Origin of the sequence: Bradyrhizobium sp. LMTR 3 (genome assembly GCF_001693485.1) — a bacterium.
Lineage (GTDB): Bacteria > Pseudomonadota > Alphaproteobacteria > Rhizobiales > Xanthobacteraceae > Bradyrhizobium.
In genome coordinates this window covers 17414-32027 of the sequence record NZ_MAXC01000049.1, presented here as the reverse complement: position 1 = coordinate 32027, position 14614 = coordinate 17414, and the positions used below count along the sequence as shown (strand labels likewise).

The 14614-nt window shown below is 65.2% G+C and carries 12 protein-coding genes; 4 read left to right on the top strand and 8 right to left on the bottom strand.

Features of this window, described 5'->3' with window-relative positions; all coding sequences use genetic code 11:
* Positions 1-478: 478 nt before the first annotated feature.
* The 5 genes from LMTR3_RS28490 to ccmI form a co-directional block, all read right to left on the bottom strand.
* Positions 479-1003, bottom strand: coding sequence for a DUF1993 domain-containing protein (locus tag LMTR3_RS28490; protein WP_065748292.1), 525 nt, complete (start codon positions 1001-1003; stop codon positions 479-481).
* 74 nt (positions 1004-1077) lie between these two features.
* Positions 1078-1575 carry a cytochrome c-type biogenesis protein gene (locus LMTR3_RS28485; protein WP_065748291.1) on the bottom strand — a complete coding sequence of 166 codons (498 nt, stop codon included), beginning with the start codon at positions 1573-1575 and terminating at the stop codon, positions 1078-1080.
* 4 nt (positions 1576-1579) lie between these two features.
* Positions 1580-3562, bottom strand: a complete 1983-nt coding sequence (locus LMTR3_RS28480; protein ID WP_065748290.1) for a heme lyase CcmF/NrfE family subunit — start codon at positions 3560-3562, stop codon at positions 1580-1582.
* Positions 3559-4050: a cytochrome c maturation protein CcmE gene (gene ccmE, locus LMTR3_RS28475; protein ID WP_065748289.1), complete on the bottom strand. Its 492-nt coding sequence runs from the start codon at positions 4048-4050 to the stop codon at positions 3559-3561. The genes LMTR3_RS28480 and ccmE overlap by 4 nt, the downstream gene beginning before the upstream one ends.
* A gap of 41 nt (positions 4051-4091) precedes the next feature.
* Entirely contained in the window at positions 4092-5195 is a 1104-nt protein-coding gene (gene ccmI, locus LMTR3_RS28470) for a c-type cytochrome biogenesis protein CcmI (RefSeq protein WP_065748288.1), read from the bottom strand.
* Between the two features lie 497 nt (positions 5196-5692).
* On the opposite strand from ccmI, the gene exbB reads away from it, so the two are divergent.
* Genes exbB through LMTR3_RS28455 form a run of 3 tightly spaced genes read left to right on the top strand, consistent with a single transcriptional unit; the run spans position 5693 to position 7586 of the window.
* Positions 5693-6403: a tonB-system energizer ExbB gene (gene exbB, locus LMTR3_RS28465; protein ID WP_065748609.1), complete on the top strand. Its 711-nt coding sequence runs from the start codon at positions 5693-5695 to the stop codon at positions 6401-6403.
* A 5-nt stretch (positions 6404-6408) separates the two neighbouring features.
* The gene (exbD, locus tag LMTR3_RS28460) at positions 6409-6834 is read left to right on the top strand and encodes a TonB system transport protein ExbD (RefSeq protein WP_065748287.1); all 426 of its coding nucleotides are present in this window, start codon (positions 6409-6411) and stop codon (positions 6832-6834) included.
* The gene (locus tag LMTR3_RS28455; protein WP_065748286.1) at positions 6831-7586 is read left to right on the top strand and encodes an energy transducer TonB; all 756 of its coding nucleotides are present in this window, start codon (positions 6831-6833) and stop codon (positions 7584-7586) included. The genes exbD and LMTR3_RS28455 overlap by 4 nt, the downstream gene beginning before the upstream one ends.
* 51 nt (positions 7587-7637) lie before the next feature.
* On the opposite strand, the gene LMTR3_RS28450 is transcribed toward LMTR3_RS28455, so the two are convergent.
* Entirely contained in the window at positions 7638-10808 is a 3171-nt protein-coding gene (locus tag LMTR3_RS28450; RefSeq protein WP_176722013.1) for a TonB-dependent receptor domain-containing protein, read from the bottom strand.
* A gap of 191 nt (positions 10809-10999) precedes the next feature.
* Here LMTR3_RS28450 and mntR point away from each other — a divergent pair, with 191 nt between their 5' ends.
* Positions 11000-11518: a manganese-binding transcriptional regulator MntR gene (gene mntR, locus LMTR3_RS28440; protein ID WP_084029864.1), complete on the top strand. Its 519-nt coding sequence runs from the start codon at positions 11000-11002 to the stop codon at positions 11516-11518.
* A gap of 125 nt (positions 11519-11643) precedes the next feature.
* Here the strand turns inward: mntR and LMTR3_RS28435 are convergent, their stop codons facing one another.
* Together LMTR3_RS28435 and LMTR3_RS28430 are read right to left on the bottom strand one after the other, a co-directional pair.
* On the bottom strand, positions 11644-13050 hold the full coding sequence (locus LMTR3_RS28435; protein ID WP_065748283.1) for a hypothetical protein: 1407 nt from the start codon (positions 13048-13050) through the stop codon (positions 11644-11646).
* A 163-nt stretch (positions 13051-13213) separates the two neighbouring features.
* Complete coding sequence (locus tag LMTR3_RS28430) at positions 13214-14587, bottom strand: ATP-binding protein (RefSeq protein ID WP_065748282.1); 1374 nt, start codon at positions 14585-14587, stop codon at positions 13214-13216.
* Positions 14588-14614 lie beyond the last annotated feature (27 nt).

Here is a 14614-nt window from a genome sequence, read left to right as displayed (position 1 = left end):
TGACAGGACGGAAGATGGGGCCTGCCGCCTTACCGCGCGCTGGCTAGGGAATTAAACTTTTGTAATGGAGCGGATTAGGGATGTGGCAGAATAGCGCAGGCAATCAATGGGTTAGCGCTGGGTGAAATGGGCCTAGAGGGCGAACGGCTGCCCGTGCGGGGGTCGGCCGGACCCTGCCTCCTCTTGGCCCAAACGTAACCTAATGGCTTCGTGAGCGGCGGCATCCAGTACAACTTCCGGGGCGACGGCACGGTGACGACCCGGAAGGAAGGCATCGCAACATCAGTCGAGGATCAGCAGAAGTCTCCGGCAGCCACGCGCGTGGCATGATGGACTTCATCTCGAGCGACATCCGGGACAACAGCGTCTCGCGTGCCGACCTGATCGCCAAGCGCGACGCGCTGATGGGTGTATAGCGACCACTGAAAAAGGACGGCGCAGGAGCACCTCCTGCGCCGCTTTCTTTACCCCAACAGCCTCAGCTCTTCTTCATCTTCAGCCGCCCCATGAAATCCCTCTTGCCGAGCGGCACGCCGTTGGTGCGCAGGATGTCGTAGGCGGTGGTGGCGTGGAAATAGAAATTGGGCAGCGAGAACGACATCAGGAAGCCTTCCGCGGTGAAGGGCAGCTTGTGATCGCCGAGGTGGAAGACGACGTCGCGGCCGCCAAGCGCGTTGACTGCCTCCGGAGTCCAGCCCTCCAGAGCCTCGCGGGTTTGCGCGACCAATCCCTGCAATCCCGCATAATCGTACGGCGTCTTGGACGCGGGCGGATGAAACTCTCCGCGTTGCACGCCCTCGATGGCGCCGCGCGAATGCTGGGCGACGGAGATGATCTGGAAACGCAGCGGCAGCATGTCGGGCGCCAGCCGCGCCTCGACCATGCTATCGGGATCGATGTTCTTGTCGCGGAAATGAACGAGGCCGCGCTCGAGGAAGCCGCTGACGGCGCCAAGGGTCTGCAGATAGTTCGCCACGCTGGCGTCGTAGAGTGAAAAGGCCATGTCCCGTCTCCCCCTTGTTATGTTTATTTTGACAGGGGAGTCATAGCCAAAACCTACCCGCTTGCAATGGCGAGCTAGGATTTCTTGTCCGGCGCATCGGCTGCGAGCAAGCGCTCCAGCCTCGCCTGTTCCTCTTCCGTCAGATGCAACAGCGAAGGATCGGTCGCGCTGCCGGTGTTCGAACGGCGGCGGCTGTAGAGCCAGAGCGCCAGCCCGCCCCCGGCCAATGCGAGCGGCGGCAGCAGCCAGAGCAGCAGCGTGTGCGGCGTGAAGCGCGGCTTCAGCAGCACGAACTCGCCATAGCGCGCGACCAGAAAGTCGATCACCTGGCTGTCGCTGTCGCCGGACGCGATCCGCTCGCGCACCAACAGCCGCAGGTCGCGCGCCAGCGGGGCGTCGGAATCGTCGATCGACTGGTTCTGGCACACCATGCAGCGCAGCTCGCGCGACAGGTCGCGGGCTCGCGCCTCCTTTGCCGGATCGGCCATGATCTCGTCGGGCTGCACGGCGTGAGCCGGCCCGCAGAGCGTCGCGGCGACAACCAGCACACATGCTGCAATGAGGCGCTTCAAGGCACTACTCCGCCGGCTGCAGCGCGCGGGCGGCCTTGGCCGGCTTGGGCGCACCGACGCGCAGGCGGCGATCCGAGAGCGACAGCAGGCCGCCGAACGCCATCAGGACAGGGCCCCACCAGATCAGGAGAACCAGCGGCTTGTGATAGATGCGCACGGCGATGGCGCCTTCCGCATTGGTGTCGCCGAGCGAAACGTAAAGCTGGCTGGCGCCGCGGGTCAGCAGCGCGGCCTCGGTCGTCGACGAGTCCCGCGTGGTGAAGTTGCGCTTCGATGGCATCATCACTTGGAGCGTTTCGCCGTCGAGCGCAACCGTGAACTGCGCGATCATCTCACGGAAGTTCGGTCCCTGCCGTTGCGTGATCTCGTCGAGCTTCAACTGATAGCCGGCGACGCTTGCGACATCGCGCGGCTTCATCGTGCCGATATATTCGCTATTCCAGGTGGTCTCGCAGACGATGCCGATCAGCGCGACGCCAATGCCGGCATGCGCGAACGCCGTGCCCCAGGTCGCGCGCGGCAGCCCACGCGCACGGGCCATCGCAATGGCCAAGGGAACGCGGAACAGCGCCATGCGTTCGGCGAGATCACTCAAGGCGCCGCCAATCACGAATATCGCAAGCCCGATCGCCAGCGGGGCGAGCGTGGCTCCGCCATGGGTCCATGCAAACAGCACCGCAATTGCGACCAGCGCCGCGATGCCGGCCGCGGTCAGCCGCTGCGCCGCGCCGAGGAGATCGCCACGCTTCCAGGCCAGCAGCGGCCCGAACGGCATGGCGACCAGAAGCGGCACGAACAGCGGCCCAAAGGTCAGGTTGAAGAACGGTGCGCCGACCGAAATCTTGTCGCCGGTCAGCACTTCCAGCGCCAGCGGATACAGCGTTCCGATGAACACGGTGGCGCAGGCGGAGGTGAGAAAGAGATTGTTGAGCACCAGCGCGCCCTCGCGCGAGACCGGCGCGAACAGCCCGCCCTGCTTCAGCGCCGAGGCGCGCCAGGCATACAGCGTCAGACTGCCGCCGATGAACAGGCACAGGATCAGCAGGATGAACACGCCGCGCGAGGGATCGGTCGCGAACGCGTGCACCGAGGTCAACACGCCCGAGCGCACCAGGAAGGTGCCAAGCAGCGACAGCGAAAACGCCAGGATCGACAGCAGGATGGTCCAGACCTTCAGCGCGTTGCGCTTTTCCATCACGACGGCAGAATGCAGCAGCGCGGTGCCGGCGAGCCAGGGCATCAGGGAAGCATTCTCGACCGGATCCCAGAACCACCAGCCGCCCCAGCCGAGTTCGTAATAGGCCCAGTAAGAACCCATCGCGATGCCGAGCGTGAGGAATATCCACGCCACGAGCGTCCACGGCCGCACCCAGCGCGCCCAGGCCGCGTCGATCCGGCCTTCGATCAAGGCGGCGATCGCGAACGAGAACGAGATCGAAAACCCGACATAGCCGAGATAGAGCATCGGCGGATGCACGGCCAGCCCAATGTCCTGCAGCACCGGATTGAGGTCACGGCCCTCGATCGGCGGGCTCGCAATGCGCAGGAACGGGTTCGATGTGACCAGGATGAACAGATAGAACGCAGCCGCGATCCAGCCCTGCACGGCCAGCACATGGGCGCGCAGCGACAGCCGCAAATTGTTGCCGAAGGCGGCGACCAGGCCGCCGAACAGCGCCAGAATCGCCACCCACAGCAGCATCGATCCTTCGTGATGGCCCCACACGCCGGTGATCTTGTAGAGCAACGGCTTCGTCGAGTGCGAATTCTCGAACACGTTGACGACGGAAAAATCCGAGTTGACGTACAGCATCACAAGCGCCGTGAACGAGGCCGCCACGAACAGCAATTGCGCCAGCGCCGTGGAGCGCGCGACATTCATCAGTGCAGGATCGCCCCAGCGCGCGCCCAGCATCGGAACCGTGGACTGGATCAGCGCAAGTGCGAGCGCCAGCACCAGCGCGTAATGCCCGGCTTCCGCGATCACTTCGCGATCCCCTGCACCGGCGCAGATGCGGCCGTGGCGCCGGGCTTTGCGCCGTAGTCGTCCTTCCAGTGTCCCTGCTTCTTCAGGGCGTCGGCGACGTCCTTGGGCATATAGGTCTCGTCATGCTTGGCCAGCACGGTATCGGCCTTGAACACGCCTGACGCGTCGAGCGCGCCCTCGGCGACGACGCCCTGCCCTTCGCGGAACAGGTCCGGCAACATTCCCTTATAGGCGACCGCCAGCGTGGCGCTGCCGTCGGCGATGCTGAAGTTCACGGCAAGGTTGTCGCCGCGCACCAGCGAGCCCGGCTGCACCAGGCCGCCGAGGCGGAACCGCTTGCCGGGCGGGATCTGCTTTTCCGCCGCCATGGTCGGCGTGGAGAAGAACACAATGGAGTCGCGCATCGCGTTCAGCACCAGCGCCGCCGCAACCGCAAGCACCGCGAGCGAGCCGCCGATCATGGTCAAACGCCGCTGCTTGCGCGTCATCAATATCCCCTGCCTTCGTCTTTCGGTTCCGCCATCCGGCTCTATCCATCAAGCCCGAGATTTTTCAGGCCTTCATTGAGCTGGCGCAAGCGTTCGGCATCGCCCGCGACCGCCTGGCGCGCTTCGGTGCGCGCGCTCGTCGCCTTGTCGCGTTCGCCCATCACCATATAGGCCCGCACCAGCCGCAACCAACCCTCGACATCGCTGCCGTCCTGCTTCAGCCGCGCCGCCAGCCGATCGACCATGCCACGGACCATCGTCCCACGGTCCGCCTCGTTCATGTCCCTGGCCGCGGCCATTGCATCATCGGAGAGCGCCGGCGGGACGGGGGCGCCGACCCGGGTCAGCGCCGCCTCGATCAGCGCCCGCCACGGCGCGTCGGCCGGCGCCTTTGACAGCATCGCCCGCCAGATCGCCGCAGCGTCGGCCTTCCGGCCGTCCTGTTCGGCAGCGAGCCCGAGGAAATAGCTGGCCCTGGGATCGTCGGCGTTTTGCGCGACCGCGCGCTCGAACTCGCCCTTGGCTTCTGCCGTGACGACGCCGCCCGCCCTGATAACCAGCGCCTCACCGAGATCGGAGCGGCGTTCGGCGCTGTCGCCGGCATGTTGAATCACGTTGCGGTAGGCCCGGACCGCGTCATCGACACGACCGAGCCGCACCAGCACCGGCGCCAGCACGGTCCAGCCGCGACCGTCGGTTGGATTTTTCTCCAGATGCGCTTCGACCTGCGCCACCATGTTTTCGAGCGGCTGGCTGGCGTCCGCCATACGGGTGCGCGAGGCGAGCGGGAAATCACCGAGACGCGGCGATCCAAGCGCGAGGTAGAACGTCACTGCCGCGATCGGCAACCCCACCAGCGCTACGACAGCCGAGGCACGGCGCAGGCCAAGGTTGGCGTGCGCCGGCTGGTTGCGCTCGCCGTCCGCGGCGGCGAGCAGGCGGCGGCCGATTTCTACACGCGCGGCTTCGGCTTCGGACAAGCCGATCAGCCCGGCCGCGACATCGCGGTCGATCTCGGCGAGCTGATCCTTGTAGACGACCGCCTCGCTGCCGCCGGCCTGCGCAGACGAGCCGCGGCTCAACGGCCAGAGCACGGCAAAAATCGCCGCGACCGTCATCAGCGCGAACACAAACCACAGCGTCATCAAGCAGTTCCCGGGGGGCGGAACGGCGCTTCCCAAGCCAGCGCCGATGCGCCGCTTTACACCACCGGGGGCAAGTCCGGCAATTGACAATTGCGGCAGAAAGACCGGGAGGACGGCCTACCGCAGCCAGCGATCCGGAGTTCCTCGGCCAGTTCGCCCTGGGCTTTTCCGCCGGATCGCGGCTCGCAACCCCATCAACGGGAGATTGCAACCGAACCTGCATGCACGAGGGCGGGACCTCGCGCTCTTTGGCCTATAGCATTTGCACCAAGACGTAGGCGATGCTACACAATGGGGCTGAGACATTAATTGCGTGCAGAGGCAGATCGATGCGATCCTGGAAGGCATTTCGACGTGGCGCTGTTCCGTCCACCCCTGTCAAAACTCCAGTTGGCCTGAAACTCCGCCGCAGCGTTCCGCTTCTGTCACTTCCGCTGCTGTTGCTGTCATTTCCGGCCGCCGCTCCGGCCGCCGCCCAGGACGCAACGGAAAGGACAGTGATCGCGGCTGCAGCGCTACCCCGCGATCTCAGCCCCTGGGGCATGTTCATGCAGGCCGACGTCGTCGTCAAAGCGGTGATGATCGGTCTGGCCTTTGCGACCGCGGTCACCTGGACGGTGTGGCTCGCAAAGACGATCGAGCTGATCAAGGCGCGACGGAATGCCCGACGCGCCCTGCGCGAGCTGGCCAGCGTCCGGAACGTGGAAGACGCCGTGCGGCAGGTCCCCGAGGGCGCGGTTGCCCAGTTGCTCGAGGGTGCCCTGGCCGAATTGAGATTGAGCACCGATCGAATGGACAAGGAGGGCATCAAGGCAAGGATCGCCTCCCGGCTGCAGCAGATCGAGGCGGCGGCAAGCCGGCGCATCGGACTAGGCACCGGCGTGCTTGCAACCATCGGATCGACCGGTCCCTTCGTCGGACTGTTCGGCACGGTCTGGGGAATCATGAACAGCTTCATCGGAATATCGAAGTCGCAAACCACCAACCTCGCCGTGGTCGCGCCTGGAATTGCCGAGGCGCTGCTGGCGACGGCGCTCGGGCTGGTGGCGGCGATTCCCGCGGTGATGATCTACAATCTCTTTGCACGCCAGATCGCCTCATACCGGGCGCTGCTCGGGGACGGATCCGCAGAGATCACGCGACTGGTCGGCCGCGACCTCGATAGCGGCACCGTGCTGGTGCGGCGGCACCTCGCCGCGGCGGAGTAGCAGCCATGGCCGCCAGTCTGAACCAAGGCAACGGCGATCTCGCCGAAGTCCATGAGATCAACGTGACGCCGTTCATCGACGTCATCCTCGTTCTGCTCATCATCTTCATGGTTGCCGCACCGCTTGCGACCGTCGATATCGCCGTCGATCTTCCGGCGTCGAACGCGCAGCCGCAGCCGCGGCCGGACAAGCCGGTTTATCTGACGGTGAAACCGGACCTGTCGCTTTCCGTCGGGAACGAAACCGTGGGGCGTAGCGCACTGCCCGGCGCGCTCGATGCGAGCACCAGCGGCCAGAAGGATACCCGCATTTTCCTGCGTGCCGACAAGCTCGTCCCCTATGGCGAGGTGATGCAGGTCATGAATATGTTGCGGGCCGCCGGCTACCTCAAGGTCGCCCTGGTCGGAATGGAGCAAGCCTCATCGCCATGATGCAGCTTGCGGCCGAAGACCGTTCCGACCTTCGACGATGGATGTTCAGCAGCCTCGCGGTGCTGTGCGTCTATGCCGGATTGACCGCCACGCTCGCCACCTGGCGCGACGCGGACGACACCGTGGCTGCCGAACCTTCGGGCGCGATCGTGGTCGAGCTGGCACCGTTGGCCGCAGCACCAGCGACGACGCCGACCGACATTGCGCCCGGTCCGGAGCAGGTGATGTCGGAGGCGCAGCCGGTGGCGAAACCCGAGGAGACGCCACCCGATGAAACGCCCGAGTTGCCGCCCGCTCCCAATCCGGACGCGGCTGTGGCGCTGCAGAGCAAGCCGCAGCCTGACGTGACGCCGCAGCAGCAGGCGGCGGCCACCACGACATCGGCACCGCCCGCGATTAACGATCGGATCGCACCGGTCGCCGTGGCACCGACCCAGGGTGTGCCGAATGACAAAAATTCGGAGGCCGTCGTGACATGGCGAACCCAGGTCCTCGCTTTGGTCGAAAAGAACAAGCGGTATCCGGAAGCCGCGCGGTCGCGGCGCGAGCAAGGGACGGCGCAGGTGTCGTTTACGCTTGATCGCAAGGGAATGGTTGTCAGCGCGCGTGTAACTCAAAGTTCGGGATCCGGCGCCCTTGACGAGGAAGCGCTCGCGCTCCTCAAGCGCGCGCAGCCCTTCCCTTCGCCGCCGGCGACGTTTCCCGGCGAATTCGTTGTTGTGAGGCAGCCGATCCGCTTCACGGTCAAGTAGAGGCGACGACCGCAGCACCTGGTCGGCTGGTCGTGGGCTTCAGTTCGACGACTAATCCACGACGATCGCGTCACCGCCAAATCTGTAGTTGAACCCGACCCTGACTCCATCACTGGTCACACGCGTGTTGGCGTCGAACGCAACCGCCGTATTGACCGCCACAGGCGGGGTCGAACGCACCGAGCCGAAATCCATGTGGAGATATTCGAGCTTTGCGGTCCAGTTGCCTGTAAGCTGCTTCTCGAAACCGGCGCCGACAGCCCAGCCGAACCGATACAAGTGCCGATCCAGAGACGCCGTCCCCGCGACCCCCGCATTGTCGAAACCTGCAACCGCCGTTGACGTCGTCATCTTGCCGAACGGAACGCCCGCGGTGGCGTAGGCAAGCAGGTCCGGCGTCACAAGCGTTCCGACGCGGCCGCGAACCGAGGCCACCCAACCCAAGCGATAGTCGAGGCTCGCCGTCACGGTGGCGTCAAGCGGAGCGAGCGCCGGGTTGCAGATGTTGCCGGGACAAGCGGTGACGCTGCTTCCGCGCTGATTGCGATACTCAAAATCGCCTTCAATGCCTGCCAGCATCCGGCCCGACGTCCAGTTGTAGCCGGCCTGCCCGCCAATACTGGCGGTGTCGTGCGTGGACGACAGGCGGGCTCCGGCAAGCGAGGCACCGGTTGCAACGTCGTTGAACGCAGCGTTGGTACCGCCCTCACCCCTCAAATATCCGACATTGCCGCCGGCATAGATGCCCGCCCAGTTCCAGGCCACCGCTTCGAGCGCGGGGCTCTTGTAGTAGCCGTTGCCGGCCGGCGGTCTCGCCGCGCCGATCCAGGTGCCGGGCGGGCCGCTTGGCCGGTCGACACCGTATTTGACGTTGAGAAACAGCTTGAAGCCGCGACCCGGCTGCAGGATCTCGTCCTTGTGGAATTGAACGGAGTTGCGAATGTTGGCGTTGAGCAGATTGTCGCCAACCACCCCGGTCGCGACCTCAACCGCGCCCCACGGCGAATCCTTCCAGAATTTCCGGTGCTCGAGTTGTACCTTCACCAAATCATATCCGGCGGTCGGCGTGTCGAATTGCGGAATGTCGTTCTGCGCAAACGCGTGCAACACGCCGACGCGCGCGAACCAATTGTCGTTGCGCCAGTAGACGCCGCCGCCGAGGCGCATCGGAGGAATGCGCGGCACGTTGCTGCCGTCGGTGAAGGTTGCCCGCACGACATCATATTGGCCATCGAGGCCAAGGGTGCCATTGCCAAGTTGCGCGGCGTCCCACTGCCACGCCAGTTCGCCGCCGCGGAAAGTCGCGTCACGCTGATCGTAGTTGACCTGGATGTAATCGGTGCCGGCGCCGCATGAAGCAAACGTTTCCTGACAAAAGATGCCGGTGGCGCGCGAGAAAATGAACTTGTCGTACGACGTGTAGTAGGCATTTGCGGCGAACCTGAAATCGCCATCCGTACGTTTCAAGCCGATTTCCGCGGTCTGCGCTGTCTCGATTCCGAGGTTCGGGTTTCCGATCTTGAACGTCTTCTCCGAACCGTCGGGCCCCTGGGCGAACAGTTCGAGAGCGCGCGGCGCGCGTTCGATCCGTTGCAGCGTCAGGCTGGCGACCAGCGAGGATGGAAGATCCTTGATGATGCCGAAACTGACGCTCTTCGGCATGAAGTCGAGCTTGGCGGCGGCCCTGCCCGGCTCATCCGGCGGTGGGAGAAAATTCGGCGGAAAGGTGAATGCCGTTCCCGCGACATTGATCCCCTCGATGCGGCCCGCCAATTGCGTGCGCAGCGTCTCCGTGTGCCTGACTTCATTGAGGAAGTACGCCGCCGCTGTTCTGGTCTGGGCCGGAAGCAGGATCGCCTGCCCTGCCGTATCCAGTTGCTGGTAAGCACCTTGCGCACCGAAAATGCTGGTCAGAGGACCGATCGGCGTGGCGAGCGGCGCAAGCTCGAACTCGAGCTTGCCCTCGGTCTGCCGATTCTTGAAGGTGGCGGCAATCTCCTGGAAGCCGGTGGTAGCGAGCACCGTCTCGTCGTGCCGGTACTCCGAATATCCGGTCCAGTACCTGATCGCGGCAAGCACGTTTGCGTCCGGGCGATACTCGCCCTTGGAACTGATCTTGGTTTGCTCGAGGTCGTTGTGCTGGCGGGCATCCGCGGTCGCGATGCCGGGGACGTAGTAGTCGCTGGTGAAGCGGGAGACGGCGATGCCGGCATAACCGCCGTCGAAAAGCCAAGAGCCGCCGATTGCAGCGCCTGCGCTTTGCGAAGCGGAATTCGGCTGCTTGCCGTTAAAGGCAGGCGCAGGGATTGGCGGGACCAGATACGGGTAACTCGGGACGCTGTAATCGCTGGACGAGCGCCCGTAGACGTCGGCATGAACGGCGGCGTTGCGGCCGCCGGCATCCAGCAACAGGCCGCTCTCCCATCCCTTGTTGACGCTCGTCACGCCCGACCTCAGTTCTGCAGCCACTCCCCCGAGCGGCGCAGCGGTCGGAATCCGGTCGTTGTTGACGTCGACGACGCCGCCGACGGCCTGCGAGCCGAAGCGGAGCGCACCCGGCCCGCGAATGACGTCGACCTTCTGGATGGCGAGAGGGTCGATCGGCACCGCGTGGTCCTGCGCGATGTCAGACACGTCGACCGCACCGACGCCGTTCTCCTGAATGCGGACCTTTGCGTCCGACAGGCCACGCAAGATCGGGCGCGACGATTCCGTGGCAAGCCCTGCCGACGTTGCGCCGGGCATGTTGGCGAACAGGCTGCCGAAGCCACCGTTGCTGCTGCCGGTCTGGATCTGGTTGCTCCCGATCGTCGACAGCGGCGCGAATGGCTGATTGAAGGGTGACGTCGGCGCGGGCGCGGGCGTTGGGCCCGGCAGCGGTGCCGCCACGGTCGTCGAACGCCGACCGGGCTCGCTGCGCGCGGCCCGCCGCGCGGGTTTAGGCTGACGCCCCTCGACGGTCACTTGCGGCATGTCGATTTCCGCCGGCGCGTTCGGCGTGGCTTGCGGTCCGGCCGCCGGGGCCGGCGCGGTCTGCGATGGAGCCGGCTCCGCCGGCGTTTGCCCGGCCGGCGGCGGTGCCGGGGCGGCTGGTTCGGCAGACGGCGCGGCCTGGGGCGTCGGTGGCGCGGGCGCTGCAGTTTGCGCGAGCGCCGCGGCGTGGCTCAACCAAACCACGGCCAGTGCCGATGTGCCCGCAAGGGCCATTCGCGAAGCGCGCATATTCATCCCCAACCGATCGCGCTTCAGCAACAGCCACTTGATAAGCCGCAACACCAAAACGTAGGTAAGGCTACATGTTAATGCTGAACCGTTAACTGTCAAGATGCTGCGAACGAGTCGCAAATTCCAGGCGCCGGCCTGTTGCAGATCGGCGACAAGCCGCCAACTTGCAATGTGGTCGGCAGCACGCCATGGTCGCGCCTCGTCTGGATGGATTCGCCTGGAAGGTGAGAGTGGTGCGCAAGCCCTCGACAAATCGGGCCAAACCGATGCAGCCGCTGCCCGCGGAACAAACGCAGGCGCGCCGCTTCGGAAAGGCACGATCGGCGCGATCGACCGCGGTTCTGGAAGACTATGTCGAATTGATCTCCGATCTGCTCGGCACGACCGGCGAGGCGCGCCCGACCGACATCGCGCGCAGGCTGGGCGTATCGCACCCGACGGCGATCGACACCATTGCGCGGTTGAAGCGCGAAGACCTGGTTACGGCCCGCCCCTATCGCGGGGTGTTCCTGACCGAAAAGGGTGAGACCCTCGCCAAGCGCGTCCGCGCCCGTCACCGTCTGGTGGTCGACGTCTTGCTGGCGCTCGGCGTTCCGCAGGAAGCCGCGGAGGCGGATGCCGAGGGCATCGAACATCATGTTTCCGATGTGACGCTGAAGGCCTTCGCCGAATTTCTTCGCGACGCCAAGGATCGACGCAAGGCGTGACGCGATAGATCGAGAGGCGGCGCTAGAGCCTTTTCGGTTCTGATTGAATCAGAACCGGGCCTCTAGATTTTTGTTTTGACGCGTTTTCTTGACGCGAACCGGTGTCCACTTCGCTGGAAAACGCTCTATCCGGCTTTGGTCGTTTTCCGCTCGCCGGTCACGGCATTTTCGGCCGCCCGGTTCATCAGCGACGCATAGTCATGGCCGAACAGGATTTCGCAGAAGCGGATCGCCGCCTTGGCCTGCATCTGCCGGTAGGCGCGCGCCCTGGTGTCGGCGCCGCGCAGCGCCTGCACCAGGCTCTCGGTGGAATGCTCGACGTAATGCTGCAGGTCGGAATAGGTCCGCAGGGTGACTTCGTTGATGGCGAGTTCGCTGGCATAGGTGCGGCACACCGCCACGAAGTCGATCAGGGCGGCGATCTCTTCGACCTCCGCAGCGTCGATCTTCGGCGCCGAAGCGATATCCTTGTCGGCGCGCTGACGCAGGATGCGGCGGACCCGGCCGGGCACGCTCTCGATTTCCGACTGCAGCGAATTGGAAATATCGGCCCGGATCGCGGTGAGCTGGCGGCCCCACGCGGAATCGTTGCGCAGATCGAGCTCGGTGCGCAAGCCCCGCACGCCATCGTGCAGGATTTTCAGTTGGTCGCCGACATTGTCGAAATGACCGCGCCTGATGTCGGTGCGCAGGCAGGCGGTGAGAAACGAGAGATCGTGCAGCGCGATCGTGACGGCGATGCCGTAGGGCGTGGCCGCCACCCGAATCTCGTCGTCGGAGGCCGCCATCTTGACCGCGAGGCGGATGATCTGCCACGGCGCCGCCAATCGCTGCATGATCAGCGACAGCGCGAACGGCAGCAATTGCGGCGTCTGCAACGACGGCACGTTGAGCGCCGACGTCACCGTCTCGAGCTGGGAGGGCGTCATCGCCCGAATCTGGCCGGGAAGCCGGCTGCCGAGCGTCTCCATCGCCTCGCGGGCCCGCAGCACCGCGCCGATCGACAGCAAATCCTCGACTACATTCGGCGAGCCAATGCGCGAGAGCGCACGATGCCTGTCCTCGCCCTGCACCGGAGTGGCGATCTTGACGATCGCCTCGGCTGTGGCGAGCTGGAATTTACGAGTGGCGGCTCCGAGACCTGCGGTGGAGCCGCTCAGCCTGATCCCGCTGAGTGTCGCTTCGAATGCGCGCACGGCCTCGGGCGCGCCGTCGCGGCCCAGCCATTGCCAGACCGGCAGCAGCGACGCGCGCCGGATCTGCCCGGCGCGCACCGGAAAATTGCCCTCGACGAGAAATGGCTCGAGCGGACCGTACAACAGCCGCGCCGGATCGTCGGTGCGCGGACGCGCCTCATCGTCCTCCTCGGTCCCGCGGACGACCTTGCGCAACTGCTCGAGCACGAAATTGGCGACTGCGAGGTCTTCCCCGCGCTCGATGGCGCGCTCGAACTCCCGCATCAGCAGCGCCTGCGATTGAGGCGGGAGCTGGGCGAGATAGTCCCTCAGCCGCTCTGTCGATGTCTGGCTCATTCGCCCGGTGTGGATTTGTTTGTATCACGCGGACGGCAAAGCGCGTCCACCGCCGATTTTAGAAGTGCGCGCGTTAAGAAGCCGTTTAGGAATAACGAAATCGCCCCGGGCAGTGCCGGATAGCCGCCCCTTCAATCCCAGGCAATTCAGCCCGATAAGGCGTTCATATCCCCGGCAACACCAGCTCTGCCCGCAGCCCGCCGATCGGGGCGTCGCCCAGGACGAGGCTACCGCCATAAAGGCCGGCGAGATCGACCACGATCGAAAGCCCAAGCCCGGAGCCCGGCTTGGATTCGTCCAGGCGCTGGCCGCGCCGGGATACCTGCGCGCGCTCGGCAGCGGACAATCCGCGGCCATCGTCATCGACAATGAGCCGCAGCCGTGGCCCGGTACCGGGCTCGGCCGGCGATTCCGCGTGCACCTCGATGAATACCTGCGAGGCCGCCCATTTGCAGGCATTGTCGACCAGATTGCCGGCCATCTCCTCAAGATCCTGGCGCTCGCCGCGGAACTTTGCCTGCGGGTCCGCCTTGACTACGATCTTGACGCCACGATCCCGGTGGATCTTTTCCATGGTCCGGCGCAGCGCCTCGATGGCGGGCGCGACCTCTGTGACAGTGCCGACGATGGTGACGCGCGCGGCGATGCGTGCGCGCTCGAGATGATGCGCGACCTGATCCCGCATCACAAAAGCCTGCTCCAAAACCTTGTTCGCAAAGGGATCCACCGTGTGGGCGGAGGCCTCGTTGACGATCACGGACAGCGGTGTCTTGATGGCATGGGCAAGGTTACCGACATGGGTGCGGGCGCGCTCGACGATCTCGCGGTTGGCGTCGATCAGCGCGTTGGTCTCGCGCGCCAGCGGCGCGATCTCGACCGGAAACTGGCCCTCAAGCCGTTCGGCGCGTCCGGAGCGGATGTCGGCGATCGATTCCGAAATGCGTTTGAGCGGCGCCAACCCGAAGCGGACCTGGAAGATCGTGGTCAGGAGCAGCACGATACCGAGCGCTGCAAAGGTGCCGCCGAGGTAATAGTCGAAGGCGCGGATTTCGTCGAAAATCTCGGATGCATCGCCGGCCACGCTGACCAGAAACTTGCCGTCGGCGCCGAGGTCGACCGGCCGCTCGACTACCCTCAGATCCTGGCCCTCCGGACCGTCGACGTAGCCGAGACGGATTCCGGCCGGGGTCAGCTCCGCGCCGATATCCTCGAGCTTCGGCAGCTTCTTGTCCCACAGCGAACGCGAGGCCTTTGTCTCGGCCTTCTCGTCGGTCCGGACGATCTGCCAGTACCAGCCGGACAAGGGCAGTTCGAACAGCGGTTCGCCGAGCGACTGGAACTGTTGGTCAGGCGGCTCGTCCGGCGTTGCGACTTCGGCGATCAGGGTGCGGAGGTAGAGGTTGAGGCGGCGGTCGAAGGCGCGCTCGGTCGCGTTCCGGTAGACCGATGACAGGATCACGCCGGTGATGACCAGGATCACGACCACCCACGCGGTCGCCGACAGGAACAACCGCGTGGCGAGCGAACTTCCGCGCATCAGAACAAGATCCCGAAAAGCGTATCC

Bases quoted from the DNA above. Each gene is read 5' to 3' on its own strand.
- LMTR3_RS28490 (WP_065748292.1), bottom strand. From the start codon at position 1,003: ATGGCCTTTTCACTCTACGACGCCAGCGTGGCGAACTATCTGCAGACC.
- ccmE (WP_065748289.1), bottom strand. From the start codon at position 4,050: ATGACGCGCAAGCAGCGGCGTTTGACCATGATCGGCGGCTCGCTCGCG.
- ccmI (WP_065748288.1), bottom strand. From the start codon at position 5,195: ATGACGCTGTGGTTTGTGTTCGCGCTGATGACGGTCGCGGCGATTTTT.
- exbD (WP_065748287.1), top strand. From the start codon at position 6,409: ATGGCCGCCAGTCTGAACCAAGGCAACGGCGATCTCGCCGAAGTCCAT.
- LMTR3_RS28455 (WP_065748286.1), top strand. From the start codon at position 6,831: ATGATGCAGCTTGCGGCCGAAGACCGTTCCGACCTTCGACGATGGATG.
- LMTR3_RS28450 (WP_176722013.1), bottom strand. From the start codon at position 10,808: ATGCGCGCTTCGCGAATGGCCCTTGCGGGCACATCGGCACTGGCCGTG.
- mntR (WP_084029864.1), top strand. From the start codon at position 11,000: ATGGTCGCGCCTCGTCTGGATGGATTCGCCTGGAAGGTGAGAGTGGTG.
- LMTR3_RS28435 (WP_065748283.1), bottom strand. From the start codon at position 13,050: ATGAGCCAGACATCGACAGAGCGGCTGAGGGACTATCTCGCCCAGCTC.
- LMTR3_RS28430 (WP_065748282.1), bottom strand. From the start codon at position 14,587: ATGCGCGGAAGTTCGCTCGCCACGCGGTTGTTCCTGTCGGCGACCGCG.